This window comes from Hyphococcus flavus (genome assembly GCF_028748065.1).
Taxonomy (GTDB): Bacteria; Pseudomonadota; Alphaproteobacteria; order Caulobacterales; family Parvularculaceae; genus Hyphococcus; species Hyphococcus flavus.
In genome coordinates this window covers 1,316,912-1,342,813 of sequence record NZ_CP118166.1, presented here as the reverse complement: position 1 = coordinate 1,342,813, position 25,902 = coordinate 1,316,912, and the positions used below count along the sequence as shown (strand labels likewise).

Here is a 25,902-nt window from a genome sequence, read left to right as displayed (position 1 = left end):
AGTTAAAGGCCAAGTTCCTGGTCGAGAAAGGCCGGCATGATCCGCCAAAACTCTCTGGAGCGGGAGTTGGTCAAGAGCACAATCCCCACATCCCGGTCCGGCAGAAACGCAATCTGCGCGCTATAGCCCTCGACAGAACCGGAATGGGCGATCACGCGATGACCGGCATAATCGTAAATCCGCCAGCCGAGGCCGTAGTGGGCGCGCGTGACACGGGATTCCCGCGGCAGGCGCCGTACTTCCGCCGGGGTGTGCACTCTGGGTTCGTGCATCAAGGCCCGCATCTCATCGGAGACCACATGCGGCGCATGTCCCATCTGGGAAGCCAGCCACACCGCCATGTCTGTGATCGTCGTGTTGACGCCGCCCGCCGCCGGCACGTCGTAATAGGGCTGGCGTACTGGCGTCTCGCGCCAGGCCTGACCGCGACGGCGCCGATGCGGCCGCGCCCAATTGTCATCGACCTTCAGACCTTCCATGCCAAGCGTCGTATCGGTCATACCGAGCGGCACGATAAGACGCTCCGCCATGGATGCGGCAAAGGGTTTGCCTTCCGCCGCCGCAACCGCCGCCTCAACAATATTGAAGCCGACATTCTGGTACGCGTAACAGGCGCCCACGCGGCAAATCTGATCGACCTCGCCAAAACGGCGCAAAATCACATCGGGATCGATGCCCGCTTCAAGCAGATTGTCATACGCGTAGGGCGGCAGGCCGAGCCGGTGACTGAGGACGTATTCAAGGGTTGCTGCACTAGTCTGGCCGGTCCCCTTCAAGCGAAGCGCGGGGGCGAAGTCGACAGCCTTGTCTTCCAACGAGAGCCCTTTTTCTTCGATCAGTTGCGCAGCCAGCGTCGCGGCAAATCCTTTTGAAAGGGACGCGATGCGAAACCTAGTGCGCTCATCAACCGGCGCAGGCGCGCCAATTTCACGGGCGCCGTATGTTTTCAGAAAAGCCGTCTCACCGCCGCGTACCACCGCGACCGCCATACCGACCACGTCGCCTGACGCCGCCACCTCCTCCAGATGCGCCTCGAATACGTCGTCAGCTCTTGCTCTATCAGCCCCGAACGCAACCCAGACCGCAAACACCGAAAGAGATAAAACCCGCAACATCCCGCCTCCGAAAACCAACCAAACAAAGAAGATAGACTGACGCTGGCCCGCCGCCAAAATCAAGAATGCGCCAGCAAGGCTGGATTGCGAATTTGGGAAAGAGTGAAGTGGAAGACTGAAACGACCCGCAGCAAAAAACTCGTTACGGCTGCTTCCTTCCGGACCTGACCGGGTTGGCGAGAGCTACGTCCGCCAGCCTTCCGCGGCGGAATATCATGGCTTGGCCGCTCAATTGCAATAGGTCAGCCGACAGAATTGCGCCCGCGCCAGTATTCCGGTAGCGAGTGCGTCTTTCAAAGAGCAAAACAGCAAAGATCCATGCCTGATATTTCCCAGCACACCCCGGATGAGTTTCTTGAGGCCTTTCTTGAGGACCCTGGCAACGCGCCGCTGGCGCTCTATGCGGGCGCCGCGCTTGACGCCGCCGGCCGGCTGGAGGAAGCGCTTACCGTCTGGACATTCGGGGCTGACCAGAACGCGATCCTGCGCACCATTCACCTGCACCCGGAAGCAAACGACGATTTACGCGCGCATTCAAAGCGCGCTGACGACGCGATCCGAAATCATTTTTCTTCATTACACCGCTCAACCGTCGAAGATTTCGCAAGAACCCTGGATAAGGACGATCTTGACCGCGTCCGGTCAGGCGTCTGGCTACATTACGCTATCGCTCCCGTAAATTTCAGAGTGGAAAAGCAGCGGCCATTGAACTTTTACGTTCCAGGCTTGCCCGCGCGTCCCATCACGCCAAACGACACGTTGCCGTGGACAGCGGATATCGAAGCTGCATGGGAAGACATACGCGCGGAATTCGAGGCCGCTATCGCGCAAAACGCAAAACAATACCCATACGTGCCGGAAGACCTTGAAGAGCCATACTGGGCCTCTTTACGGGGCAAAATGGACTGGTCGGCGCTTTACATGCACTTCAACGCCAATGTCATGGACGAAGCGGCGATGTTTCCCAAAACACTCGCGGCGCTGGAAACGGCGCCAACTGTGAAACGTGACGGCGTGCCGCTTGAAACTTTTTTCTCGCGTTTGCAGCCCGGCGCGCATATCCCGCCGCATCATGGCCTGACCAATACGCGACTGACCGTTCACCTGCCGCTGATCGTGCCTGATGGTTGCGAAATCAGGGTCGGCGATGAACTCCATCAGTGGCAGGAGGGAAAGATCGTTGCTTTCGACGATAGCTTCGAACATGAAGCCTGGAACAAGTCCGACAAGGATCGCGTGGTGATGATTTTCGAAACACACCACCCGGATTTGAGCCCGACCGAGATCGAAGCCATCGAAAAGGTCTATTCCGTATTCGATGAATGGGTCTCCGGTCGCGCCGACCGCATCGGGCTGGAATTTCCGCCCGCTGAAGAAACGACAAATTAAACCGCCTCACGCCGCGCCCGCGAAACCGTGAGCGGCTGCGCGCGGATCGTGAATTTCAGAAGCAATAGGAGTATGGTCTAAGCCCTGCGAAGGTGGCGTGGCGCAAGTGGCGCACAGGGAGGATAGTCATGGACCATATCAAGCAACTTTTCCCATGGGCCGGCGGGCTCTTTATTTCTGCTATTTTTCTTGATTCTTTGCGGTTCAAATTCACTAGCCATCCGACACCGGAACATATTTTCACCACCTTGCGGGACTGGTCAGGCATCGGTCTTTTCTTTCCGGCCGGACCGTGGGTTATCGGTCTTGGAGAGCTATTGTCGTCGATCCTCCTGATCGGATTGCCGCTGGTGTTGTTTCTTGCGAACAAAAAAAATCTCATTGCGCCGTCGCAGTTTTTGGGCGCGCTGATTGCGCTCGGCATCATGAGCGGCGCGATTGTCTTTCACCTGTTTACACCGCTCGGTATTGAAACGCCGGTGGAATGGGCAAACGGGGAACCGACAGAATTTTCTAGCGCGCTGTTTTACGCAGCATGCGCGAGTTGGCTTTTTGCGCTGATCATCCTCTTCCTGCATCGCAACAGCATCGCTGCTGTGAAAAGTCCCGTTTCGAAGTAAGGGCGCAGCGCATAAGGCTTGCGCGCGCGCCATGCGCTTGTCACAACAGCGCGCATGAAAATCGGCGACAATCCAAACTGGTTTGCAGGCAGCCCGCTTGAACGGGTGAATAATGAAAAAGACAATGACGACGCCATTGCGGCGCGGCTGAAAGATCCTGACAGCCTGCTGATACCGTTATGGCGCGGCGACCCGCTGGTGGCGAACGGCGCCGCCGCATTTTTATCCGCCGCCGCCTTCAAAGAATTCCCCGCAGATGCGCCGATCGCGATCCTCGGCATGAAAAACGGCGCCGCTTATTTCGCCATTGACGCATCTGGCGCCAGCGCATCCGCAGAAGAAGCGCCTTTTTCTGACATCGGCGAGTATATGAACCTGCGCATGGCGGCGGGAATAGTGTCACGAGACGATCTCGCCATCATCGGTCACGCACGCTGGCTGTTTGAATGGCGGCGCCAGCATCGCTTTTGCGCCAATTGCGGCGGCGATGTCGCGTTTTCAATCAGCGGCGCCAAGGCGGATTGCCGGTCGTGCGAGGCCGAACATTTTCCGCGCGTTTCGCCAGTAGCAATCGTGCTGGCCGTGCACGAAGATCATTGCCTGCTGGGACGTGGCCCGCATTTTCCGGAGGGGATGTTGTCTGCGTTAGCCGGCTTTATCGAGGCTGGCGAAACCCCGGAAGAAGCCGCAAGGCGCGAGATTTTCGAAGAAGCCGGCGTTGCGCTCACTGATATCCGCTATCAGTTCTCACAACCCTGGCCGTTTCCGTCATCCTTGATGATGGGCTTCCTCGCTGATGCAGAAGGTCGAACACTTAATCTTGATACAGAGGAAATTGTCGAAGCGCGGTGGATATCGCTGGAAGACACGCGCATGCTATTGGATGGCGAAGAACGCGGAAACGTCATCTTGCCGCCGAAGTTCACCATTGCGCGGCAGTTACTTGAGCGGTGGGCTGCGCATTAGCGCACCCGCGCGGCTTTATAAACGCCGAGAATTTTCAGGGATGACGAGAAGAAACTGAGCTCTTCCAGCGCGAGGCGCACAGGCTCGTGCGCCGGGTGTCCTTCTATATCGGCATAGAACATGGTCGCCGTGAACGCGCCGTCGAGTTGATAGCTTTCAAGCTTGGTCATGTTGACCCCATTGGTCGCAAAGCCACCCATAGCCTTGTAAAGCGCTGCTGGAATGTTGCGCACTTCGAACACAAAGCTGGTCACCACCGCGCCGTCATCCGGGTCCGCATCCTGAGGCTCGCGGGCCATTTCCAGGAAGCGAGTGGTGTTGTGCGCCTCGTCCTCGATATTCGCCGCCAGCACATCGAGATTGTAATGTTGCGCCGCCAGCGATGAAGCGATCACGGCTTCATCGTCATGCCCCTCTTCGGCAAGATGGCGCGCGGCCCCCGCCGTATCGCCTGACATTTCCGCTTTCAGGCCGTGGTCACGAATGAAACGCCGGCATTGCCCGAGCGCCATGGCGTGAGAGCGCACGATTTTCACCTGATCCATATTCACCCCGGGGCGGACCATCAGGTGATGCTCTACGGGCAGGAAGTACTCGGCAATAATGTGAAGGTTCGCGCCAGGCAGCAGGTGATGAATGTCAGCCACCCGTCCGGCGAGCGAGTTTTCAATGGGGAGCATCGCCTTTGCAGCACGGCCGGAACTGACGGCTTCGAAGGCGTCTTCAAACGTGGCGCAGGGCATTGGCGTCAATTGCGGCGCGTATTGCTTGCAGGCGAGTTCTGAAAACGCGCCCGGCTCGCCCTGATAGGCGATGAAGCTTTTTCCTGCGTTGTCATCACTCATGCCGCCGCTTTTCCCTTCCCAGCGTTCGCAATATCGAGCGAGGGCTTATGCACAAACGGCGCCCGGCTGGCAATTGCCGCGCCTCTGGCTTCCCTTCCTGCTCAAAGTCACGCCCAATGGCCGCGCCCAATGGCCGCGCCAAGGGGCCGAGCCGCCACATTGCGCCGCCATTTGAAGATCGCTAGAAACCGCCCGACTTAATCCATTCCCGCGCCGACCAGGGCGCGCTGACAACTCTTTGGGGCGGCTTCATGAAAGACCCTCTTTTCTTCAACAAGGTTGCATTTTCAGTGCTGGCGGCGCTGCTCTTGATCTTTGGCTTGCCGCAGTTGACGGCGGCGATCTTTGGCGGCGGCCACCATGGCGGTGGTGACGAGCTGCACCTTGCCTATGGCGGCGAAGTCAATCTCGACACCGGCGGCCCGGTTGAAGAAGCGCCGGAGGTTGACCTTGGCACGTTATTGGCCAACGCCGACGCATCCGCCGGCGAGCGCCGATCGGCGATCTGCAAATCCTGCCACACCTTCGAACAGGGCGGCGCCAACGGCACGGGGCCGAACCTCTGGAATATCGTCGGGGGCCAAGTGGCGCAAACCGCAGGATTTAACTACACCAGCGCGCTGCGTGACTTTGGCGGGTCGTGGACCTATGAGCGCCTCGATGCATACCTAAAGAACTCTCAGGAATATATTCCCGGCACCGCAATGGTGCAGCGCTTTCCGCGCGACACTCAGCGGGCGGACCTTCTGGCGTATCTGGCGACGCTGACGAATGGCGATCCGGTTGCGTTCCCTGAGCCTGCGCCAGCGCCTGAGCCGGAAGAAACAGCAGATGCCGAGAGCGACAGCGATGTCGAGCTGGACACCGCTGAACAGGCGCTGGACAACGAACCTGTGGAATGATGGCGGCGCTCAATATTGAGCGCCTACATTCGTTCGGCAGATATAAAACAAATTAGCGCAGCTTCACCGCCGTACCATTGCAAGAAACGAGCAGCATCGCGCCCTTTTGCGTGTCGACTGCTTCATAATCGATATCAACGCCGATAACGGCGTCCGCGCCCAGCGCTGCGGCTTCGGCTTCCATATCCGCCATGGCGTGATCGCGCGCCTCACGCAGCGCCTTTTGATAGCCGCCGGAACGCCCGCCAATAATGTCGCGAATGCCCGCGAACAAATCGCGGAAAATATTAACGCCGAGAATCGCCTCGCCGGCGACGACGCCAACACTATTGCTTACCTCGCGTCCGGGCACACCGTCAGTTGTTGTGACAATCATGGATCAGCCTCCGTTTCTTTTTCAAAGAAATGGGGACGCGCCGGTGCTTTTCAACAAAACCAGCGGCAAGGCGTTATCTAACAGAGATTAAAACAGGCCGAAGCGTTTTTTCTTTTTGTGCTTCTTGAACTGGGCCTTGCCCTCGGGCGAGGCGACAAAAGCGCCGTAATCTATATCCGGGCGCTCGACCCGCATAGCAGTGGCGCGAAGTCCGCGAATAAGATCGTCGCTTGACGATGAAAAAGCCGTGGCGGCGGTGAAGTCCTCCGCCTCAGACGGCAGGGATGAGCGTGTGTCGCCGGCTTTTTTCTTTTTGCCGCCGAACATTTTTTCTTTTGTCTTTAAATTCTCACGCAGCGCCGAGAACGCCGATTCCGCCGGCGCATTATAGTTCTCCGGCAGGAAACCCTCGTCGGTTTCCGCATAGTCGGTTCGGTGCGGCACGAGGATGTTATCGACACCGCGCCCGGTGAGCTTGCGTGTCGTCTCTGACGAAAATCCGGCCCAGATCTGTTTTAGACGTTCACTCATGCCCTAAAGCTCCGGTTTTTCGCGGGTCCACTCAAGACCGCCATTGCGCGTGATCACGGCGACGTCGATCGGCCCGCCGACCGTTTCGACCGAATGCATCACCTTTTGCTGGAAGGAGTTCAGCTTGATCAGTGACGCCGCCGTTTCGCCCAGCTCTTTCCTTGGCAGGGAATTGATCGCCCGCAAAATCGGCCGCGTATGCACCGCGTACTGATAATTATCAACTGAGCGGAAAAATTCGTTCAGCGCATGCCCGAGATTATTCTGACTGTAGTCACGGAAAATCGCATTCTTCTGGGTGTCATTCAGGTTCGGCGTGCGTGAAACAATATCTGAAACAAGCCCCATGGAGAGCTTCAACGTCTCCGAATAGATGAACATCCGCAAATACTGATCCATACCCGTGAGAAACGTGCGGATCATCCGGTCCTGCGCGAAAGGCTGGAACACGGGCCCCGTGTCAGCGCCGATATCGGCCTGACGGTCGCGCTTGCGCTTCAAAATGCCAAGAATAACGCTCGATGTAAGATAAGAGCGCATGGACGGGAATTTTTCCTTGGCCCCGAAGCCCGCGAATACAACGCCGGTGTAGTGCTCAAAGAACGCATCCTTGACGACAGCAAAAACAGCAATCTCACGCAGGCGCGCCTGCGTTTCCTCGCTGATCGAGAGGCCCGGATATTCCTGACGCAACGAGCCCAACAGGCTTTGCATCAACTGATCGATTTCCCCGCCATAACGGCGGCGCACCTGTTCGGCCATGCCTTTTGGAAAACACGGCAGGTCGCCGCGCGGGCTGTCATCGGGGCAGCGTTGGTAATCTGTATGAAGCTGACCAACTACGAATTCAAAGATCGAGGAGATATGATCGCGCACGCCGCCCGAATGGCTCTGCGAAAACTTTTGCACCTGATAGTCGAATTCTTCGGCCAGCACGGTATAGACCACCGCAACGACCTTGAAAAATTCCGTATCCTGATGTTCTGCCGGAAAGAGATCCGGATTGCCGGAGATAAACTCCATGAAGTCTTCGGCGTAAGCCGCTACCGTGTCGAGCGGGCGCCCGCGCGCCTGTTCGCGATAAAGCGAAATCACCGTTTCCCACGGCGTCGACATGATTTCGGCGTTGTTATAAATCATCACGCCGACCGGCTGGTTTTCCACCAGCGGAAACAGCTTATCCACGGACTGATAGGTTTTCAGATACCGGTCGCCGGATATGGTGACGGCGCTATCCGCCGCCATCGCCACCGCCTGGCGGTTCATCAACACGACTTCCGACGTCATCGACCCCTCACGTCTCCCCTGCGACAGCCCGGTTACCCCGTGAGCAGCGCAAGCTGGCTTTCCCCATGCGCCCGCCTTGAAGGGCGCCAAACCTTGATGTTAACCGGAAAAACCGCCCATGGGAACAAGCCGAAACGCCCCAAAAGCCTAAACTCCCGGAAAAACAGGCGCTTGCCCGGTTACCGCCGCGTTAGCCAAGGCCCCGAAAAAATTAGCAAAAATTTTCATCAATTTCGCCGAGTCTGGTGTTTGTAAGGGACGGAGGCGAGAGAGATGTTCAGCATAGTTGAGTGGATCATTTTCGGTTTCATCGGATCGAATATGGCGCTGGCCACAGCCAGCATGCTGCAGCACGGCATGAAGCGGCTTGCCTCAGAGAGCCGGAAATAAGCTTTATTCGATTTCGAAAGCCGCGACGATTTTGGCTTGGACGATTACCGGTTGTGGTTCGATATCTAGCGGGACCCTAGGGGCCCGCATCCGTGACCCAGTAACGATTATCGTATCGTTATCAAGCTCAAAGTAGTGGTCGTCAAAACCTTTTCCTATCTGAATTTTTAAGAGTCCGACGATTGATGATTTGGATGCTGAAGCGATTGTTTCGGCTCTGGCTCGGGCGTTTTCAACAGCAGTGCTTATTGCCTTTTGCTGATGGGTTGAAAAATCGCTGACGCGAAACCCATCGAAATTCACCGCATTTGTTCCAAGCTCAGACATGAACGATAACGCATTTCCAGCAACGGAAGTTGGCGAGCCCTGGGCGGTTATAGATATGCCTCCTGAGTAAGCGACGACCGGGCATTGCTCATCATTATAAATTGCTTCCTGGCATGCATAATCGTAAACGGGGCTTATTCCGACACTGCTCGTCGAAAGCGCTAACTGCTCTAAGCCCTCGAGTTGTGGCAACTGCTCTTTCAAGTCAGAGTAAGTTGAGGAAATGGCATCAAGCACTTCCGCGTGCGTCTCGCCTCTTGAATGAATTGTTGCCGAAATCTCAAATATATCCGGCATCACCTCAAGGGCCGCTTCTCCTTCAACATGAATCTGGTTCGGCGTTTCACCCGGCAGACAGCCCGCAGTCATTCCCGCCAAAAGTATTGCACACAGCTTTTTCATGTCGCCCCTCCGCGAATATTGCGAAGCGACTGTCGCGCAGGGCTATGGCTTTGACAAGGACTTATAACTCAAGCGAAAACTCACAATTCTCTCCTGTGTCATTGCTAGGTTGATGGTTCCCACCCATCAACTCCCGGCAATCCAGAGATGGCGCTTTATTTCTGCAATTTTGAGCAACATGCAGACATCTCTGGATGCCCGGAACAAGTCCGGGCATGACAATCCGAGGCTAAATTTAGTTTTGAATTAGACTCTTAGTACTTGGAGGATGGGAAACCATAGGCGTCGCGCATCTGCGCAATGGCCTTGAGCTTTTCTTCAAATCGCGACCAGTCGTCATTTTCGGCAATGAGCGCCCAGATAGCCTCGACCTCATCGATTAACATGGTGCAGGGTTTTCGGCCCTGAAAATATTGATGTTCTAATCGCTCCGGTTTTGCGGGGGATAGCGACATCAATCTCGCTTTCAGGTCAGCAAATTTTTCTTGTTCATAAAGTTCGCCAGCCGGGCTTTGCGACGCCCGATCTGTTGAAGCGCCGCCGCAGAACCAGTCGAAAAACACCTGCTCATAAGGCGCGCCAGTTTCCGTCATCCATTTGAGGAAATCGACAACAAATGCGAAATCTTCCGGCCCCGTTCCCTCTAAGCCCAATCGGTAAAAATACGCATCCGCCATGGCGGTTTCGTAGTGGTCGGAAAACGTCTGCAAGGCTTCGTTGAGCGCGTCGACATTTGCGTGATGCGCCAGCGCCCCGCCGAGTTGTGCGAGGTTCCAGGCGCAAGCCTCCCCTTGCCGCCCGAAGGCGTATAGACCGGTCTGGTCGAAATAAGCAGCAGTGAAGCCGGGGTCCGCCGTCGGCGCGAACCGCCAGGGCCCGTAATCGAAACTCTCACCGGTGACGTTCATATTATCGGTGTTGAGAACACCGTGAACGAACCCCGCCGCCATCCATTGCGCGACCAGACGCGCCGTACGCTGAATAACACTTTTATAGAAAGCGATGGCTTTCTCTTCGCCTTCAAGCCCGGCAAGCTCGGGATAAAAATGCGCGACGCAGTAATCGATGAGATCGCCAATCGCTTGTTCGTTTTTTTCGTAGGCGAGCCGTTGAAAGGCGCCGAACCGGACATGGGAATGGGACAGCCTGACAAGCACCGATGACCGCGTTGGCGACGGCTCGTCCTGCCGCTGCAACTCTTCGCCGGTCTCAATCAGACTGAAAGTTTTTGACGTATAAACGCCAAGCGCCTCGAGCATTTCCGTCGCCAGCACTTCGCGCACGCCGCCCTTGAGCGTGAGCCGCCCGTCGCCGAAGCGCGAGTACGGCGTCTGCCCCGATCCCTTCGTGCCAAGATCAAGCAACCGTCCCTGATCATCGCGCAATTGCGCGAAGAGAAATCCGCGCCCGTCGCCAATATCGGGATTGTAGGTACGGAACTGATGGCCGTGGTAGCGAAGCGCGAGCGGCGTTTTCAGATTGTCCGGCAGCGGCGCGAACTTGCTGAAATGGCCGATCCATTCTTCATCACTCAACCCGTCGAGCCCGACGCGCTCCGCCCAGCGCTGGTTGCGGTAGCGCAGCGTATGTTGCGGGAAGACTGCCGCTTCGACCGGGTCGTAGAGTGGAGCGCCATTTTCATCGCCCAAATGCTCGAAATCACGCGCCGCTTGATAATTTTCCGCCACGAATCTGGACCTTTTTGACTAATTGCGCCAATGCTTGCGTTTTGCTGCAGGAGCGAAAACGCTCGCGCCCGCAGCTCTAACACAAAGCCGAGGACAGACCCATGGATGCGCCCCGCCTGCCCAGTGCACAAGACGTTCGCGACGCCGCCGAACGGATTGCGGGCCGCATTAAACGCACGCCGCTGGTGCATGCGCGCAAACTTTCAGCGCTGACGGGCGCCGATATCTGGCTTAAGCTTGAAAACCTGCAATATACCGGCGCGTTTAAAGAACGCGGCGCACTCAACAAATTGCTGACCATGCCGGACGAAGAGCGGGGGCGCGGCGTCATCGCCGCTTCCGCCGGCAATCACGCGCAAGGGCTGGCGCGGCATGCGCAATCGCTGGATGTTCCGGCGACCATCGTCATGCCGGTGACGACACCGGACGTGAAAGTCCGTCAGACGCGCGAGCTTGGCGCCGAAGTTGTTCTGTTCGGCCACGACTTCGACGAAGCCAAGGCAAAAACGGCGGAGCTGACAAAAGAACGTGGACTGATTTTCGTGCATCCGTTTGACGACCCGGATGTGATCGCCGGTCAGGGGACGGTGGCTGTCGAGATGATTGAGGACGGACCAGATTTCGACGCCATGATCATTCCCATCGGCGGCGGCGGCTTGATGGCGGGCATGGCGCTGGCCGCAAACGACATGAGCCCAAAGACTGACGTGATCGGCGTTCAGGCGGCGCTTTTCCCGTCCATGGCGAATGCGCTGGACGGCGGTGCGCGCGACACCGGCGGCAACACCCTGGCCGAAGGGATCGCCGTTAAGGAAGCGGGTCAGTTAACGCGCGAAATCGTGCGCGATCTGGTGCGCGAAATAACGCTGGTTGACGAACGCATTCTCGAGCGCGCGCTTTCCATGCTGATGATGGAGCAAAAACTGCTAGTTGAAGGGGCGGGCGCTGCGGGCCTCGCCGCCATTCTCGCCGAGCCATCACGTTATAAAAGCAAAACCGTCGGGTTGGTTCTGTGCGGCGGAAATATCGATGCGCGTCTTTTATCGATGATCCTGATGCGCGACCTTGCACGCTCGGGCCGCCTCGCGCGGCTGCGCGTTCAATTGCTGGACATGCCGGGACAACTTGTGAAAGTCGCGACCATCATCGCCAATCAGGATGGCAATGTCATCGATGTCGGCCACCACCGCACATACTCCGACCTGCCGGCGAAAATGACCTGCATGGACGTTACTATCGACACGCAAGGCCAGGATCATCTCGACCGTATCCTCAAGAACCTGCGCGATGAAGGCTATGAAGTAGAGATCGCCGCCTATTAGCGAGCCTTGCCAAGACGCCACGCTGCATAAAGCGCGAGCCAGGCAGGCGCCTGAATAGCGATAGCATTGACGGCGGCGACATCATCAATGGCAAAGCCCCGACCGATCCACATGTTGAAATGATAAATCGCGTGCAGCGCCGGCCACACGCAGGCGAACAAAAGCACGCTGTTCTGCGCGGGCCGCAATCCCCAGACAAAACCGCCAGCGGTGACAAGGTAAAGAATACCGATATCGCGCACAAAATGCGTATTGTAGGGCCCGAGCATCGGCACGCCGGGAATGGTATCGTACCAGAGCCGCGGCTCAATCAGCATGAACAGGCCGTTAAACGCGTAAGATACGGCGATGAAATAGATAATGTACCGCATCATGCTCTCCGTTTACCGTTAGTTGGCGCTGACGTTAATCGGTTTAGGCGGGCCACGATGGTTCGGTCAAAACACGAACGCAGCAGCGATCCCGCAATCTCTCGTTGATTCCCATCGATTGAGGCTTATCTTTAAGTCAGGCAAGGTAAGGGGCGAGAGCATGATTACACGCGAATTCCGAATTCGTTTTTTCGCAGGGATGCTCGTCATGGGCGCCGCCTTGTTTGGGCTCGCCGCTTTCGCGCAGCAGCAGAGCACAGGCGGAAAATCAGGCGTCATCCTCACACTGAACGGGCCCGTCACGCCCCCAGCCGCGCAATACCTCGCCCGCGAAATTGAAGCCGCGTCCGCCGCCAGCAAAGAAATTATTATCATCGAAATCGACACGCCCGGCGGGCTGATGGATTCGATGAAAACCATCATCAAGTCCGTTCTGGCGTCGGAAACTCCGGTGGCGACTTTTGTTTCGCCGCAGGGCGCCCGCTCCGCCAGCGCCGGGCTTTATATCATGTATTCGGCGCATGTTTCCGCCATGGCGCCGGCGACCAACACGGGCGCGGCGACGCCTGTCGAAGTCGGCGGCGCGCCATCGGAAGAAAGCCCGTTTGACGAAAACGATCCGGGCTTTTCAGATGAGGACCTGCGTGAAGCGGACCAGCCGCAACCGTCGCAAGGCGGCGACGAGGCGGAAGAAACTGATGACGTTCGCGAAGCAGCGCCGGAAAGCACCCGCGACCAGGACAGGACCGTTTCAGAACCCCTCTCTAGCAACGACGCTTTACGCGCGAAAATCATCAACGATTCCGTTGCTTATATTCGCGCGCTGGCCGAGGAACGCGGTCGCAATGCGGACTGGGCCGAGAGCGCGGTGCGCGACGCCGTTTCCGTCACCGCAAATGAAGCGCTCGAGCTTGGCGTCATTGACCTCGTAGCAAGCGACATCGACGACTTGATGCAGCAAATGAACGGCCGCACCGTGATGGTCGCCTCCGGTGAAAAAACGCTGGATACGGAGAATGTGCGGCTTGAGCGCGTGGAGCCGACGTTGGTTGAAAAAATACTCAGCTTTATCGCCGACCCGAATGTCGCAGTGATTTTGATGTCGCTCGCCACCACCGGCATTATCATCGAAATGTGGAACCCGGGATCGATCTTCCCCGGTGTTGTCGGCGCCCTCTGCCTGATTATGGGGCTCTATGCGTTTCAGGTTCTGCCGTTTAACTGGCTCGGCCTCGCGCTCATGGGCGTTGGCGCGGCCATGATCCTCATCGAGGCCTATACGCCGACATTCGGGCTTGTGGGTGTCGCGGGGCTTATTGTGTTCGGCTTCGGCCTGTTTGTGGTATTTCCGGAAGGCTTCAGGGTATCGGCAAGCGTTATTGGAACCATTGTCGCCCTCGCCGGCGGCTTCCTAGCGATTATCCTTTTCGCCATTGTCGGCTCGCGCAGTCACGGTCCCTTGATCGGCGGCGACGCCGTGCGCAGGCGCGAAGGCGTTGTGGACGAATGGAGCGGCAACGAAGGCTGGGTGATCATTGAGGGCGAGCGCTGGCGCGCAAAATGCGACAAGCCCCTCACGCCCGGCGACAAGGTGCGCGTCGTCAGCGTCGACGGATTAATCGTCACCGTCAAACAGGCGAAGGCCGGCGGCTTGCTTGACGTGCTTCAACCCAAAGAGGCGTAAACCGGCATGATCGAAATCGACGGACTGCCGTCAAACCCGATGACGTTTTTCCTGGTTGCCGGCCTTATTGGATTCGGAGGCGTCGCGCTTGCCAAGCTCTACGGGCTTATCTTCATGCGATGGAAAACACCTTTCAGAGTTGGCGAAGTCATGGCCGTCAACCGCGCGGAAGTGGTGGAATGGAACGGCGAAGAAGGCTACGTCTCTGCGGGCGGCGAGTTATGGCGCGCGACATCGAAAGACGCGCTTAGCGCTGGCGATAAGGTCAAAGTAAGCGCCGTAGACGGATTATTGCTGAAGGTAAGGAAACACAACGCCTGAGAAACACTCTGGCGCAATTCAGATCAAGGAGAGCTTCATGGGTGGCATCGGCTTTTTTATTCCCATAATCGTATTTGCGTTTGTGCTTTTGACGAGCATCATCAAGGTTCTCAAGGAATATGAGCGCGGGGTGATTTTCACGCTCGGCCGCGTCGGCAAAAAAGCCGCCGGACCCGGCCTGATCCTGCTGATCCCGGTGATCCAGGTCATGCGCAAGGTTGATATGCGCACACTTGTGCATGATGTGCCCACACAAGATGTGATCTCTCAGGACAACGTGTCGGTGAAAGTGAACGCCGTGATCTATTACCGCGTGGTCGATGCGGTGCGCGCCGTCGTACAGGTTGAAAATTACATGGCGGCGACAAGCCAGCTTGCGCAAACCACGCTGCGGTCCGTACTCGGCAAACACGACCTCGATGAAATGCTGCAGGAACGCGATAAGCTCAACAAGGACATTCAGGAGATCCTCGACCTGCAGACCGAAGCCTGGGGCATCAAGGTTTCGAATGTGGAAATCAAGCATGTGGACGTCGACCAGTCGATGATCCGCGCCATCGCCCGGCAAGCCGAGGCTGAGCGGGAAAGACGCTCAAAGGTCATTCTGGCTGAAGGCGAATACCAAGCTGCCGCGAAACTCTCTGAGGCGGCGAGCGTTCTTGCTACGTCCCCGGGCGCAATGGAGCTGCGCTACCTCAATTCGCTACAGGATATCGCTGGGGATCGGACGAATACGATCGTTTTCCCGTTTTCGATGGGCGAGCTGGCGGCGCAATTGCGCCGACCCTGACGATATCAGCGACTCCGTACCCGAAATTCGGAAACAGTGATCCATCGCGTTAAAAAGGCTGGACTGCAGATCAGACCCTGTTTTGGAATGTGTTGAAAATCCGCAACAGTGCCAAACAGATAGCATTGATTGCGCCACTGTAATCTCTTTCTGGTGATTTGTGCTGCGCTGACCAGTTGGCGCGACCGATGTTCTCGTTCATCATTGCAGTATTAAACGATTTGACGCCTGGGCCGACCCAGGCGCGTACAGGGAGGTTACCTATGAGACACGGCCTAGCCGTTAGAGCATCCGCTATTGCTCTCGCCGCTGCAATTGCGGCCCCGCAAGTTTCATTTGCGCAGGACGATACAGATGACGTGATTGTCGTCACAGGCTCGTTCATCAAAAGAAAGTCTCAGGCTGACCTGCCATCGCCGCTCGAAACTGTCGGCGCAGGCGACATCGAGGATATCGGCGCGAACAATATCGCCGACATCACCCAGACCCTGACCATCAACTCTGGTGCGGAAAACAACCCGGATGCTTTTACCCAGTCCGGCACCACAGGCACGACGAACATCAACCTCCGCGGCCTGGGCCTTGGTTCAACACTTGTAATCCTGAATGGCAAACGTCAGGTCACCACGGCTACTCAAACCAACCAAGGTGTACAGTTTGTTGACACCTCCTCGCTGGTTCCGCTGATTGCGGTTGATCGTGTTGAAATCCTGAAAGACGGCGCCTCGGCGCTTTATGGCTCTGATGCCGTGGCCGGGGTTGTGAACTTTATTACGCGCGATGATTATCACGGCATCGCGCTCTCCGGTAACTACACCAGCCACCAGAGTCAGGGCGACTACAACGAATTCCAGATTCAAGGTCTGGCGGGCTATAATTTTGATCGCGGCAACATCATGTTCGCCGCCGCTTATTCTGAATCGACGCCGCTCACGACTGCAGAGCGCCGTCTTTCAGTCCCCGCGAACGACACCTCGGCTCTTGGTAATCCCGGCGCTTTTTTCACCACGGCTGACGGTATGCCGGTACCTATGGTGCCCGCTGGTACGCCGCTACTCGATCCAGGCTGTGCTGCTGGGGGCGGCTTCCCTCTGCAGGCAAGCCCGACAGCACCACCACCGTCAAGCGGCATCGGCCTTTGCGGTTTTGACTTTGGCGAGTTCTATAATCTCGTTACGGAGAATAAGAGACTATCGACATTCGCGAGCGCCAGTTTTGAAATCACTGACACGGTCGAATTCCATATTGAAGGCGGCTACGCGGATAACGAAGACGTTCGCGGCAACTCACCAACCTTTCCGTTCCTGCAGCTTGGTAGCGCGGTAGTACCTGGCGCTGCATTTGGACCAGCAGCGAACCCGTTCAACTTCTTCCCTGGCGACCCGACACTTGTTTTCTTCGGCCGCGCAATCGGCATTGGCGGCGACGTGTCGCCGAACTTTACCGATAACGAAACCTGGCGCGCGTCAGCAAGTCTGAACGGCGAATATGGCGACACGGGCTCTTGGGAAATTTCTTATACCCGCGCACGGAACAATTATACGATCATGACCGAAGATACGGTCACTGATCGTTTCCAATGCGGTCTATCAGGTTTTAATTCTCTGCCAGCGGTTCCTGGGCTTACAGGCGGGACCGATTGTACTTCCGCTAACCCGTTCCTGACAGCGTTTGGCGACTCTGTCCCGGCTGTGGGAACTTTCTACAATCCGTTCTCTACGTCACTTAGCGTCGCCCCTAACTCCGCAGCGCTTCAAGACTATATCGTTCAGTTTCAAACGCGTGACCTTCAATCAACGCTGCAGGTGGCGGAGGGCTATACGTCATTCGATCTGTTCGAAATGCCGGCCGGTGCGGTGGGTGTTGCTGTCGGCGGCCAGTACAGAAAGTCCGAGCTTGAAGCCGACTTCGATGAAATCTCTACAAATGACGGCTTTGCGTTCCTGATCGGCGAACAGCCCTATTCTGGGTCACAAGACGTTTTTGCCGGCTTCGTCGAGGTGGCCATCCCGATTGCGGACTGGATTGACGTCCAGGCGGCCGTACGTCACGAGCGTTATGGCGATGACGAAGGCGGATCGACTACCGACCCCAAAATTGCGCTGTTGCTGCGCCCGACGGATTATCTGTCCTTGCGCGGCTCATACTCGACCTCTTTCCGCGCTCCTTCCGTGTTCCAGCAGTTGGGACAAGGCACGTCGCTTCAGCAGGTCGTTGACCCAGCCAACGGGAACGCCACGGCGTTCGTCGCAGTTCGCTCACAAGGCGCTCAAGTCGTTGGCAACACACTCCTGCCGGAAGACTCGCGTGCGTTTAACGGCGGCTTCACCTGGCTGCCGGTTGAGGGCATGGAAATGTCCCTCGACTATTTCAACTTCAAGTTTGAAAACGTCATTACGCCGCAAAACCCGCAAGCGCTGCTAAACGCAGACCCGATGGGCGCCGCGATCGTTCGCTCGCCAGCGGGCACAGTCGTTCAGATCAACACGCAATACGTCAACGCGAGCCAGGTCAAAACATCAGGCCTCGATTTCGCTTGGCGCTGGGCGGTTGATACAGGTTCAGCCGGCACCTTCACCCCAACTGTTCAGGGTACGTACTTGCTGAATTACGACCTGATCGATCCGATCGCCGGAGCGGTTGATGGCGAGGGCGTTCGCAATTTCAACAACTTCGGGACGTCATCACCACAGCTAAGGCTCAACACGGGCCTTAACTGGACCAACGGCGCCCACTCGGCGAATATCTTCCTGCGCCATATCGACAGCTATCTTGATGACCAGAATGGCCTTGCGACGATCGACTCTGATACGCGCATCGACGTTCAATACCGTCTGGCCATCAACGAGTACATGAACCGCGACAAGCTTGCGGCCGTAACCATTGGCGCCAGAAACCTCTTTGGCACGACAGCGCCTTTTGTCGCCACCAACGGCGGGTTTGACTCCAAGGTACACGATCCGCGCGGCGCACTGCTCTATTTCGGCGTCGACCTCGAACTCTAGTCGAAACCGGATCACTTCTTTTCAACCCTGGCGCCTTCCCGCGCCAGGGTTTTTTCTTGCCCAGCGTTTTCGCTAAACCAGCGTTTACGCTAAAAAAGGCCGACCATGGCCCCGAAATCCCAAGACGCTGATAATATTGATATAATTGACGCTTGCGGGTACCGCTGCCCGATGCCGGTCATTCGCATGGAGGCGGGCTTGAGGCGCTTGGCCCCGGGCGCGAGCCTGATCATCAAGGCGGACGACCCGCTCGCCGCCATCGACATTCCACATTTCTGCAGTGAATCCGGGCACTTAAGCGAACGCCTGCCTGATGAGGGGCGCCCCGATACCCCGATCTGCGTCTTTCGGGTCACGCGCGGGGGGAATCCGGCCTGACCACGCAGGGTTGAGCACAAAACGCCCTCTCCCGCCCTGACCGGGGGGCGCCCTTTTGCTTTCATTAATGGTAAAGGTTAATGTGGAGACACGCAGCAATGCGTGCTTTAATGGGTTGAATCAAGATGTCTGACGGTCCGGGGATGGCCCGTTTGGCAAGGTGTTCAGGGAGCCCATCCAGCCAGTTACGGCGTGGGCGTTCTGTCGAGGGGAAGCGGGGATATGGAAAGAGATCCGAAGATGCTGATTGGAAAAGCGCGCCGTATGATCGGCGGCCTTGTAGCTGCGTCATTCTTGGCGATGGCGACGGCCCCGGCCCATGCAACATATGAAGCTGGCATTCAGGCCTATAAAAACGGACAGTATTCGCAGGCGCTGGATTTGTGGCGCCGGTTTGCTGTCGCTGGCGATATTCGCTCGAAGAAAATTCTCGGCGATGTTTATTCCGGCAAGATGCTGGAAGTCTCCGAGGGCGCCGCGACGCCGCTTGAAGAAATCCCGGTTGATAATGTGCAGGCGCTTTTGTGGTACACCCTCGCCGCCTATCACGATTTTTCCGCATACCAACTTCCCACCGCCGCTGAGGTCAACGCGCAGATCCTTGCTGAAGCACGCTTGACCGATATTCGCTTCCGGATGAGTTCATCCGACGTCAACAAAGCAGAAGACCTTATCTCCCGCACGTTCGAAGCCGGCAGCGCCTATGACATTTATCGCCTGGGCGAGATGTATCAGAAGGGCGCGGGCCTTGAGAAAAGCAACACCAAAGCGCTGCAAATGTACTCGCTCGCAAAAGAGCGAGGCGTCGGCGAAGCCAGCGCTGCTTATGAGTTCCTTGAGCCGCTGATGAACCCGAAAGAAATCAAGCTGGCTCTGGAAAATGCTGAAGAGTGGCAGCCGCCGCTGCCGCCGGAGCACACCGGCAAGACACGCCAGCAGGAAGAGCTTGAGCGCCTTAAGAGAGAACTTGAAGAAATCCGCATGGCGGATGCGCTTGAAGCGGTTTCCGATATTGACGTGGAGCTTATCCAACGCTCGCTCAACGCACTGGGTTTCCGCGCCGGCGCTGTTGATAACAGCCTTGGCCCGGCGACGCGCGGCGCCATCCGCCGCTTCCAGTATTCGACAGTCGCCCGTGACTTCGACATGAGCGAAGAAGAAAAGCAGTCCGTCGTGACGGGCGTTCTGACGCCGCGTCAAACTGTTGATCTCTTTCAGGACGCAGCCCAGGCAGAGCACCCGATGTCGCAATACGTCTACGGCATCATGCATGTTCGCGGCATTGGCGTTGAGCAGGATGGCGAGCAGGCCGTTCGCTGGCTTACGGCTGCGGCGGACCATGACCTTTCCATCGCTCATTACGCGCTTGGCGTGGTTTATCGCGACGGCACCACAGGGCTGAACGAAATCGCGCCGGACGAGCGCAAGTCGGCTTACCATTTGGCCCGCGCTTCGGCGCTCGGTTATACGCCGGCAAACGACGCGCTACGCCGTCTTAGCTTCGAATATACGCGTGACATCCAGTAGGGGTATTTGACATGAACCGTACAATGATCAACCGCATTACCCCCATCGCCGCCGGCGCATTCGCGATCAGCATGATGGCGGCGAGTGCAAACGCTCAATCCCTGGGCGGGTTCCCAATCCACGAACCGGCCGCAGGCACCTCAACGGGGTCGAGTTCTGGCGGCACAAACAGAAAAGGCCCGATGCAAATCATCGTCGATGTAAACGGCCCCGGCCCTTACAAGACGATCTCTCAGGCGATCGACGACGTGGCTGAAGGCGGCGTCGTTTACGTCATGCACGGCGTCTACAACGAAACGATCTCGCTTGATAAATCGATCTTTATCCAGGGCGATCGCGGCCCGGGGTCAGGTGTTGAAATTTCAGCGCCCATGAACACGCCATGCCTCAAATTCTCACCTGAGGATGGAACCAAACACGCCGTTGTCGCGAACGTGCAGTTCAAGGCGAAGATCAACTCTTCCGCCAATGCCTGCATCGATGTCGATCAGGGCGTTTTCACGCTGAAGGAAAGTGATGTTCTGGGCTCCGGCATTCGCCCGGCTGTGCGCATCAGCGGCGGCACGGTGATGCTTGAGAAGAACCGCATCAGCGCAGGTTCCGAAGGCGTCTTTGTGGCTCAGCAGCACTCGCTGTCACAGAGCTTCATCATTGACAACAAAATCCTTCAGAACAAAGTCGGCGTCGATATCGCCTCTGGCAGCCGCGCTGACGTGGTCATCGCCGGCAATGAGATATTCGACAATCTCGACTCTGGCGTGAAGTCTTCTGGCTATGGCGCAGCGAAACTGATCGGCAACAAGATCCGTAACAACAAGGGCTCAGGCGTGATCCTCGACAAATATGCCAAGCTCTCGCTGGTGCGCTATAATGAAATCGCGCAAAACTCAGGCGATGGTGTTGCGGTGCCGTTCGGCGTCAACGGCGTCATCGAAGACAACGACATTGTCGGTAATGACGGGCTGTCTATCTTCGTGCGTGAAGGGCTGGAGCCGAAAGTCACCAACAACTTCATCGAAAACAATGGCGGCGATAATTGCTCTAAACGCGATCGCCGCAGGGGCCGCTGCTAGTACAACGCCTCTCACATAGAAATATCAAAACCCCGCTTCGGCGGGGTTTTTTGTTGGAGAGGCAACGCATTTGGCTTTTCGGCTCTTAAGTTCGAAAGCGTAAGCGGGCGTGGGCCGGAATCCATCGCATTTGTAGAGAGCTTGCCGATCTCGCCGGACTGCGTTCGCTCCGCGAACGTTTCCGGCTCGTGGTGCCCCCCGCCGGAATCGAACCGGCACTCCCGAAGGAACTGGATTTTGAATCCAGCGCGTCTACCAGTTCCGCCAGAGGGGCATTTATACCGGCAACGGTGAGGGCGGCATATTAGGTGGCGCGCCTAACGGGTCAAGCGATAATGAGGTTTTATTAAGACGGCTCTGTTGAGATGGGCCAAAGCGTCCTACATCGCTAAGCGTGTTTTTATGCAGGAACATCTCATGACCGCCGCTGACGGCCAACCGGCTGCGCCAATGCGCGGCGCAACGCGCGTTTTACAGGATGTGCTGGACAAACTGCGTCTTCAATCTTCAGCGACGGCGACTGAAAAACAAACCGCGAGGCTTGGCGACGTTGTCGAAAACCTCGATGAGCGCGCGTTCGGGTTTTTGTTGCTATTGCTTGCGTTGCCTTGCTGTCTGCCTTTCGTTTACCTGTTGCCGCAAATCGTAGCCTTGCCGATGCTGGCCCTTGCAGGACAACTGGCGGCAGGCGGACGCCATCCATGGCTGCCGAAAAAGCTGCACGAGCGCTCATTTTCTCTTGATGCTTTTCAATCGGTGCTGACCCGGGCGGAAAAATATGTGGGCTGGGTTGAACGCATCGCGACGCCGCGTCTTAAGCCTGTAACGGGTCGAGTAGGCGTGCGTCTTGTGGGCGGGCTTGCGCTGATTCCCATCGCATCAATTCTGACGCCGCTTCCATCGACGAATACCGTGCCCGGGATCGGCGTTGCGATCATGGCGCTCGGCCTGATTGAACGGGACGGCGTGCTTGTTATTCTCGGCCTGCTGCTTGGATTTATGTGGGTGTTTTTGCTGCTGTTTCTCGGCGCGGAAGCAGTTGATCTCATTCGCGGATGGATCGCCGCCAGGACTTAGCGGCAATCGCCAAGATGTGACGATCCGCCTTAGCCGCCCCGCTCCTGTTCGGCGTTATATCTGTTTGCATGCGCCAATTCATTGCACGCTTTTCTTTTACCGAACGCGCGCTGGGCTTCAGCTTTATCGCCAGCGCCGCCCTGCTCGCAGGCGCGCATCTGTTTGAGCGGGTTGGCGGTCTCATACCCTGCATTCTTTGTCTCGATCAGCGTGAAGCGCACTGGACGGCATTGGCGGTCGCCGGCGCGGGCCTCGCGCTCGCACGGATTTTCAAATCCAAACTCGCTGCGGCGAGCGCCGTCGGCGCTGCGGCGCTGGTTTACGCGGTCAGCGCGGGCCTCGCCTTTTTTCATATCGGCGTTGAATATGGGTACTGGCCAGGACCGGCGCTTTGCGCCGCTGGCGGAACCGTTGATCTTACCGATGTCGCCGCATCCTTGAATCAGCCCTCCACCGGGCCCTCATGCGAGGACGTGCAGTGGCGGTTCCTCGGCGTTTCCATGGCCGGATACAATTTACTGGTTTCGGCCGGACTATTTGCGCTTACCCTTTTCGCTGCGCTGCAGGAATCGCGCAGCGCCAGACGTTTCCGGCGAGGCGGCGCGGCATGAGCGAACCCTCTCCGCATAAGCCGGGACCGCGCGCACGCCGGATCGGCGACATGCTGCGCGTCGATCATGCGGGCGAATATGGCGCCGTTGCGATCTATCGCGGACAACGGGCTGTTTTTGAAAAGCTCCCCCACAAGCAGCACACTGCGAACGTGTTGGAAGAGATGGAGGCGGGTGAAGCGCATCATCTCGAAACTTTTGATCGCCTTCTTGCCGAGCGCAAAATTCGCCCGTCATTGTTATCCCCGTTCTGGAACGCAGCCGGCTTCGGGCTGGGTGCGGCAACGGCCCTGATGGGCGAGAAAGCCGCCATGGCCTGCACCGAAGCGGTCGAAGACGTCATCGAGAAACACTACGCCGAGCAAATCGACGAGTTGGAGACAGTCGAGCCAGAGCTCGCCGGCACCGTTCGCCAATTTCGAGATGACGAGCTTGAACATAAGCACACGGCGGAAAATGAGGGCGCGCGCGAGGCGCCCGGCTATGGGCTGCTGTCAGCGGCAATCCGCGCCGGATGCCGCGTTGCAATAAAAATAGCCGAAAAAGTTTGACGCCAAGCCTTTTGCTTCCCTTTGCCCGCCTCGCTAGTATGCGGCCCGAGAAGGTCACATACGGAGTTTCCATGATTAAAAAATATATGCGCGCCCCAGCGGGCGCGCTGATTGCTGTTTCATCACTGGCGCTTGTCTCAGCCTGTTCTGGCCAATCGCAAACGCAAGAAACATCAACCCAAGCATCGTCTCAATCGTCGGGGGAACCGACCGTTGGCGAGGCGCAGGAATTCATCGAAAAGGTTGAAACATTCTATCGAGAGTTCGGCGAGTACTCGGCACGCATCGCCTGGGTCAATGCAACCTATATCAATTACGACACGGACTGGCTGAACACGCGCATGTCGGCCGAAGGCACCGAAATGGGCGTCAAGTTCGCCAACGAAGCCAAGCGTTTCAATGATCTTGAACTGCCGGCGGAAATGCGCCGCAAGATCGAGCTGGTCAAACTCGGCCTCAATTTGCCAGCGCCGGAACGCCAGGGTGCGGCAAAGGAACTGTCGGAGATAAACACGCGGATGGCGTCAACATACGCCACCGGCAAAATCACGCTTGATGGCGAAGAAACGCCGCGTGTCGATCTGGAAGAAATGATGGGCACTGTACGCGACCCCGCAAGACTTCAGGAAATCTGGGTCAAGTGGCGCGAGGTGCCTGTTGCACAAACTGACGCCGACACGACCATGAAGGAAGATTACGCCTCCATGGTCGAAATCGCCAATGAGGGCGCCCGCGAGCTTGGTTTCGACGATGTAGGCACCATGTGGCGCGCGCGATATGATCTGCCCTCTGAGGAATTTGCGGCGGAAACAGATCGGCTATGGGGTCAGGTGAAACCGCTCTATGACGAGCTGCATTGCCATGTTCGCGCAGAACTGAACGAGGAATATGGCGATAGCGTCGTGCCGCTCGACCAGCCGATCCGCGCCGATCTTCTCGGCAACATGTGGGCCCAAAGCTGGGGCAATGTTTATGATCTTGTCGCCCCCGGCGCCGCTGATCCTGGCTACGATCTGACGGCGCTCTTGAACGATAACGGCTATGACGCCGTGAAAATGGTCGAGACCGGAGAGGCTTTCTTTTCTTCGCTAGGGTTTGACCCTCTACCCGATACATTCTGGGAGCGTTCGCAGATCACCAAACCCGAAGGCCGTGAAGTCGCCTGCCACGCTTCGGCATGGAACCTGGACGGTCAGGACGATATCCGCATCAAGATGTGCACCAAGGTAAACGCTGACGACTTCCAGACTGTGCACCATGAACTTGGCCATAATTATTATCAGCGTGCGTATAAAGACCAGTCGCCGATCTTTCAGGGCGGCGCCAATGGCGGCTTCCACGAGGCTATTGGAGACATGGTCGGCTTGTCGATCACGCCAAGCTATCTCAAACAGCTTGGCCTTATCGATGAAGAGCCGGACGCATCGAAAGATGTTGGCCTCTTGATGCAAGCAGCGCTTGAAAAAGTCGCGTTCCAGCCTTTTGGCCTGCTTATGGACAAATGGCGCTGGCAGGTGTTTTCAGGCGAGTTAACGCCCGCTACTTATAATGACGGCTGGTGGGCGTTGCGCGAACAGTATCAGGGCATTCGCCCGCCTGTTGAGCGCTCGTCCGATTATTTTGACGCCGGCGGTAAATACCATATCCCGAATAACGTCTCTTACACTCGCTATTTCATCGCGCACATCCTGCAGTTCCAGTTCCTGAAAGCTGCTTGCGAGCAAGCCGGCTGGGACGGGCCGCTGCACCGTTGCTCGATTTTCGGCTCTGAAGAAGTCGGTGAAAACTTCAACGCCATGCTGGAAATGGGTCAATCAAAACCATGGCCGGAAGCGCTGGAAGCGTTCACCGGCACACGCGAAATGGACGGATCAGCCATGGTAGAATATTTCGCGCCATTGATGACCTGGCTGCAAGAACAAAACGCTGACCGCACCTGCGGCTGGTAAGGCAAGCGTTCTTCTAACAAAAAGCCCCGCTTCGGCGGGGCTTTTTTATGATCTATTTTTCGTTATTGGCGGCTGGCCTTTTCCTGATGGCCTGAGACGCCTTCCCGGCGCACTAAAACACGCGCGACATCATCCATGGTGATACCGGAAACGTTCAGCATAACGATTAAATGATAGAGCACGTCTGCTGCTTCTTCAGATATGTGCGTCTTGTCGCCGGATACGGCGGCAAGCGCGGCCTCCACCGCTTCCTCGCCAAATTTTTTCGCGCATTTTTGCGGACCGCCAGCGAGAAGACTTGCGGTGTAGGATGCGTCAGCGCTGGCGCCTCTCCGCGCAGCGACCGTTTCCTCAAGCCGGGTCAGAACAGCGCCGATTTCGACGTCTTTGTTGGTCATCGCATTC

General features: G+C 57.1%; 25 protein-coding genes, 1 tRNA gene and 1 other RNA gene. 16 read left to right on the top strand and 11 right to left on the bottom strand.

What is annotated here, in order from left to right:
- Positions 1-2 precede the first annotated feature (2 nt).
- Together PUV54_RS06480 and ffs are read right to left on the bottom strand one after the other, a co-directional pair.
- The gene (locus tag PUV54_RS06480) at positions 3-1,115 is read right to left on the bottom strand and encodes a serine hydrolase domain-containing protein (protein WP_274494790.1); all 1,113 of its coding nucleotides are present in this window, start codon (positions 1,113-1,115) and stop codon (positions 3-5) included.
- 107 nt (positions 1,116-1,222) lie between these two features.
- Positions 1,223-1,316, bottom strand: an RNA gene (ffs, locus tag PUV54_RS06475) — signal recognition particle sRNA small type.
- 117 nt (positions 1,317-1,433) lie between these two features.
- Here ffs and PUV54_RS06470 point away from each other — a divergent pair.
- From PUV54_RS06470 to nudC, 3 genes are all read left to right on the top strand, one after another.
- On the top strand, positions 1,434-2,504 hold the full coding sequence (locus PUV54_RS06470) for an aspartyl/asparaginyl beta-hydroxylase domain-containing protein (RefSeq protein WP_274494789.1): 1,071 nt from the start codon (positions 1,434-1,436) through the stop codon (positions 2,502-2,504).
- Between the two features lie 128 nt (positions 2,505-2,632).
- Positions 2,633-3,124: a hypothetical protein gene (locus PUV54_RS06465; protein WP_274494788.1), complete on the top strand. Its 492-nt coding sequence runs from the start codon at positions 2,633-2,635 to the stop codon at positions 3,122-3,124.
- 18 nt (positions 3,125-3,142) lie between these two features.
- Entirely contained in the window at positions 3,143-4,090 is a 948-nt protein-coding gene (nudC, locus tag PUV54_RS06460) for an NAD(+) diphosphatase (RefSeq protein ID WP_274494787.1), read from the top strand.
- Here nudC and PUV54_RS06455 read toward each other — a convergent pair.
- Positions 4,087-4,935: a prephenate dehydratase gene (locus tag PUV54_RS06455; protein ID WP_274494785.1), complete on the bottom strand. Its 849-nt coding sequence runs from the start codon at positions 4,933-4,935 to the stop codon at positions 4,087-4,089. The two genes, nudC and PUV54_RS06455, sit on opposite strands and share 4 nt — an antisense overlap.
- Positions 4,936-5,186: 251 nt before the next feature.
- On the opposite strand from PUV54_RS06455, the gene PUV54_RS06450 reads away from it, so the two are divergent.
- Positions 5,187-5,837, top strand: a complete 651-nt coding sequence (locus tag PUV54_RS06450) for a c-type cytochrome (RefSeq protein ID WP_274494784.1) — start codon at positions 5,187-5,189, stop codon at positions 5,835-5,837.
- Between the two features lie 52 nt (positions 5,838-5,889).
- Here PUV54_RS06450 and PUV54_RS06445 read toward each other — a convergent pair whose 3' ends face one another.
- The 5 genes from PUV54_RS06445 to PUV54_RS06425 all read right to left on the bottom strand — a co-directional run bounded on the left by PUV54_RS06445 (position 5,890) and on the right by PUV54_RS06425 (position 10,838).
- Positions 5,890-6,213, bottom strand: a complete 324-nt coding sequence (locus tag PUV54_RS06445) for a heavy metal-binding domain-containing protein (protein ID WP_274494783.1) — start codon at positions 6,211-6,213, stop codon at positions 5,890-5,892.
- 87 nt (positions 6,214-6,300) lie between these two features.
- Positions 6,301-6,744 (bottom strand): hypothetical protein, encoded by a 444-nt coding sequence (locus PUV54_RS06440; protein ID WP_274494782.1) that lies wholly within the window; start codon positions 6,742-6,744, stop codon positions 6,301-6,303.
- 3 nt (positions 6,745-6,747) lie between these two features.
- Positions 6,748-8,031, bottom strand: a complete 1,284-nt coding sequence (locus PUV54_RS06435) for a hypothetical protein (RefSeq protein ID WP_274494781.1) — start codon at positions 8,029-8,031, stop codon at positions 6,748-6,750.
- Between the two features lie 393 nt (positions 8,032-8,424).
- Positions 8,425-9,150: an SIMPL domain-containing protein gene (locus PUV54_RS06430; RefSeq protein ID WP_274494780.1), complete on the bottom strand. Its 726-nt coding sequence runs from the start codon at positions 9,148-9,150 to the stop codon at positions 8,425-8,427.
- A 254-nt stretch (positions 9,151-9,404) separates the two neighbouring features.
- Complete coding sequence (locus tag PUV54_RS06425; protein ID WP_274494779.1) at positions 9,405-10,838, bottom strand: protein adenylyltransferase SelO; 1,434 nt, start codon at positions 10,836-10,838, stop codon at positions 9,405-9,407.
- A 101-nt stretch (positions 10,839-10,939) separates the two neighbouring features.
- Between PUV54_RS06425 and PUV54_RS06420 the strand changes: the two genes are divergently transcribed.
- Positions 10,940-12,160 (top strand): threonine ammonia-lyase, encoded by a 1,221-nt coding sequence (locus PUV54_RS06420; protein ID WP_274494778.1) that lies wholly within the window; start codon positions 10,940-10,942, stop codon positions 12,158-12,160.
- Here PUV54_RS06420 and PUV54_RS06415 read toward each other — a convergent pair.
- Positions 12,157-12,534 (bottom strand): hypothetical protein, encoded by a 378-nt coding sequence (locus PUV54_RS06415; protein WP_274494777.1) that lies wholly within the window; start codon positions 12,532-12,534, stop codon positions 12,157-12,159. The two genes, PUV54_RS06420 and PUV54_RS06415, sit on opposite strands and share 4 nt — an antisense overlap.
- A gap of 157 nt (positions 12,535-12,691) precedes the next feature.
- Between PUV54_RS06415 and PUV54_RS06410 the strand changes: the two genes are divergently transcribed.
- From PUV54_RS06410 to PUV54_RS06380, 7 genes are all read left to right on the top strand, one after another.
- Positions 12,692-14,215, top strand: a complete 1,524-nt coding sequence (locus PUV54_RS06410; protein WP_274494776.1) for an NfeD family protein — start codon at positions 12,692-12,694, stop codon at positions 14,213-14,215.
- A gap of 6 nt (positions 14,216-14,221) precedes the next feature.
- Positions 14,222-14,536, top strand: coding sequence for an NfeD family protein (locus PUV54_RS06405; protein ID WP_274494775.1), 315 nt, complete (start codon positions 14,222-14,224; stop codon positions 14,534-14,536).
- A 37-nt stretch (positions 14,537-14,573) separates the two neighbouring features.
- Positions 14,574-15,326, top strand: coding sequence for a slipin family protein (locus PUV54_RS06400; protein WP_274494774.1), 753 nt, complete (start codon positions 14,574-14,576; stop codon positions 15,324-15,326).
- Between the two features lie 263 nt (positions 15,327-15,589).
- The gene (locus PUV54_RS06395; RefSeq protein WP_274494773.1) at positions 15,590-18,331 is read left to right on the top strand and encodes a TonB-dependent receptor plug domain-containing protein; all 2,742 of its coding nucleotides are present in this window, start codon (positions 15,590-15,592) and stop codon (positions 18,329-18,331) included.
- A 105-nt stretch (positions 18,332-18,436) separates the two neighbouring features.
- A complete protein-coding gene (locus tag PUV54_RS06390; protein ID WP_274494772.1) occupies positions 18,437-18,709 on the top strand; it encodes a sulfurtransferase TusA family protein in 273 nt (90 codons plus the stop codon).
- A 240-nt stretch (positions 18,710-18,949) separates the two neighbouring features.
- The gene (locus PUV54_RS06385; RefSeq protein WP_274494771.1) at positions 18,950-20,236 is read left to right on the top strand and encodes a peptidoglycan-binding protein; all 1,287 of its coding nucleotides are present in this window, start codon (positions 18,950-18,952) and stop codon (positions 20,234-20,236) included.
- An 11-nt stretch (positions 20,237-20,247) separates the two neighbouring features.
- Positions 20,248-21,309 carry a right-handed parallel beta-helix repeat-containing protein gene (locus PUV54_RS06380; RefSeq protein ID WP_274494770.1) on the top strand — a complete coding sequence of 354 codons (1,062 nt, stop codon included), beginning with the start codon at positions 20,248-20,250 and terminating at the stop codon, positions 21,307-21,309.
- Positions 21,310-21,498: 189 nt separating this feature from the next.
- On the opposite strand, the gene PUV54_RS06375 is transcribed toward PUV54_RS06380, so the two are convergent.
- Positions 21,499-21,583 (bottom strand) — tRNA-Leu (locus PUV54_RS06375).
- A gap of 143 nt (positions 21,584-21,726) precedes the next feature.
- On the opposite strand from PUV54_RS06375, the gene PUV54_RS06370 reads away from it, so the two are divergent.
- The 4 genes from PUV54_RS06370 (at position 21,727) to PUV54_RS06355 (ending at position 25,497) form a co-directional block, all read left to right on the top strand.
- Complete coding sequence (locus PUV54_RS06370) at positions 21,727-22,386, top strand: exopolysaccharide biosynthesis protein (protein WP_274494769.1); 660 nt, start codon at positions 21,727-21,729, stop codon at positions 22,384-22,386.
- A 68-nt stretch (positions 22,387-22,454) separates the two neighbouring features.
- The gene (locus PUV54_RS06365; RefSeq protein ID WP_274494768.1) at positions 22,455-22,997 is read left to right on the top strand and encodes a disulfide bond formation protein B; all 543 of its coding nucleotides are present in this window, start codon (positions 22,455-22,457) and stop codon (positions 22,995-22,997) included.
- Entirely contained in the window at positions 22,994-23,548 is a 555-nt protein-coding gene (locus PUV54_RS06360) for a demethoxyubiquinone hydroxylase family protein (protein WP_274494767.1), read from the top strand. Before PUV54_RS06365 ends, PUV54_RS06360 begins: the two co-directional genes overlap by 4 nt.
- Before the next feature lie 71 nt (positions 23,549-23,619).
- Entirely contained in the window at positions 23,620-25,497 is a 1,878-nt protein-coding gene (locus PUV54_RS06355) for a M2 family metallopeptidase (RefSeq protein WP_274494766.1), read from the top strand.
- Between the two features lie 62 nt (positions 25,498-25,559).
- On the opposite strand, the gene PUV54_RS06350 is transcribed toward PUV54_RS06355, so the two are convergent.
- Complete coding sequence (locus tag PUV54_RS06350) at positions 25,560-25,895, bottom strand: phosphoribosyl-ATP diphosphatase (protein WP_274494764.1); 336 nt, start codon at positions 25,893-25,895, stop codon at positions 25,560-25,562.
- Positions 25,896-25,902 lie beyond the last annotated feature (7 nt).

Coding starts and splice junctions, on each gene's coding strand:
- PUV54_RS06465 (WP_274494788.1), top strand. CDS start 2,633: ATGGACCATATCAAGCAACTTTTCCCATGGGCCGGCGGGCTCTTTATT.
- PUV54_RS06430 (WP_274494780.1), bottom strand. CDS start 9,150: ATGAAAAAGCTGTGTGCAATACTTTTGGCGGGAATGACTGCGGGCTGT.
- PUV54_RS06450 (WP_274494784.1), top strand. CDS start 5,187: ATGAAAGACCCTCTTTTCTTCAACAAGGTTGCATTTTCAGTGCTGGCG.
- PUV54_RS06360 (WP_274494767.1), top strand. CDS start 22,994: ATGAGCGAACCCTCTCCGCATAAGCCGGGACCGCGCGCACGCCGGATC.
- PUV54_RS06440 (WP_274494782.1), bottom strand. CDS start 6,744: ATGAGTGAACGTCTAAAACAGATCTGGGCCGGATTTTCGTCAGAGACG.
- PUV54_RS06380 (WP_274494770.1), top strand. CDS start 20,248: ATGAACCGTACAATGATCAACCGCATTACCCCCATCGCCGCCGGCGCA.
- PUV54_RS06410 (WP_274494776.1), top strand. CDS start 12,692: ATGATTACACGCGAATTCCGAATTCGTTTTTTCGCAGGGATGCTCGTC.
- PUV54_RS06480 (WP_274494790.1), bottom strand. CDS start 1,115: ATGTTGCGGGTTTTATCTCTTTCGGTGTTTGCGGTCTGGGTTGCGTTC.
- PUV54_RS06420 (WP_274494778.1), top strand. CDS start 10,940: ATGGATGCGCCCCGCCTGCCCAGTGCACAAGACGTTCGCGACGCCGCC.
- PUV54_RS06435 (WP_274494781.1), bottom strand. CDS start 8,031: ATGACGTCGGAAGTCGTGTTGATGAACCGCCAGGCGGTGGCGATGGCG.
- PUV54_RS06370 (WP_274494769.1), top strand. CDS start 21,727: ATGACCGCCGCTGACGGCCAACCGGCTGCGCCAATGCGCGGCGCAACG.
- PUV54_RS06365 (WP_274494768.1), top strand. CDS start 22,455: ATGCGCCAATTCATTGCACGCTTTTCTTTTACCGAACGCGCGCTGGGC.
- PUV54_RS06415 (WP_274494777.1), bottom strand. CDS start 12,534: ATGATGCGGTACATTATCTATTTCATCGCCGTATCTTACGCGTTTAAC.
- PUV54_RS06400 (WP_274494774.1), top strand. CDS start 14,574: ATGGGTGGCATCGGCTTTTTTATTCCCATAATCGTATTTGCGTTTGTG.
- PUV54_RS06445 (WP_274494783.1), bottom strand. CDS start 6,213: ATGATTGTCACAACAACTGACGGTGTGCCCGGACGCGAGGTAAGCAAT.
- PUV54_RS06355 (WP_274494766.1), top strand. CDS start 23,620: ATGATTAAAAAATATATGCGCGCCCCAGCGGGCGCGCTGATTGCTGTT.
- PUV54_RS06455 (WP_274494785.1), bottom strand. CDS start 4,935: ATGAGTGATGACAACGCAGGAAAAAGCTTCATCGCCTATCAGGGCGAG.
- PUV54_RS06395 (WP_274494773.1), top strand. CDS start 15,590: ATGAGACACGGCCTAGCCGTTAGAGCATCCGCTATTGCTCTCGCCGCT.
- PUV54_RS06350 (WP_274494764.1), bottom strand. CDS start 25,895: ATGACCAACAAAGACGTCGAAATCGGCGCTGTTCTGACCCGGCTTGAG.
- PUV54_RS06385 (WP_274494771.1), top strand. CDS start 18,950: ATGCTGATTGGAAAAGCGCGCCGTATGATCGGCGGCCTTGTAGCTGCG.
- PUV54_RS06470 (WP_274494789.1), top strand. CDS start 1,434: ATGCCTGATATTTCCCAGCACACCCCGGATGAGTTTCTTGAGGCCTTT.
- PUV54_RS06390 (WP_274494772.1), top strand. CDS start 18,437: ATGGCCCCGAAATCCCAAGACGCTGATAATATTGATATAATTGACGCT.
- PUV54_RS06405 (WP_274494775.1), top strand. CDS start 14,222: ATGATCGAAATCGACGGACTGCCGTCAAACCCGATGACGTTTTTCCTG.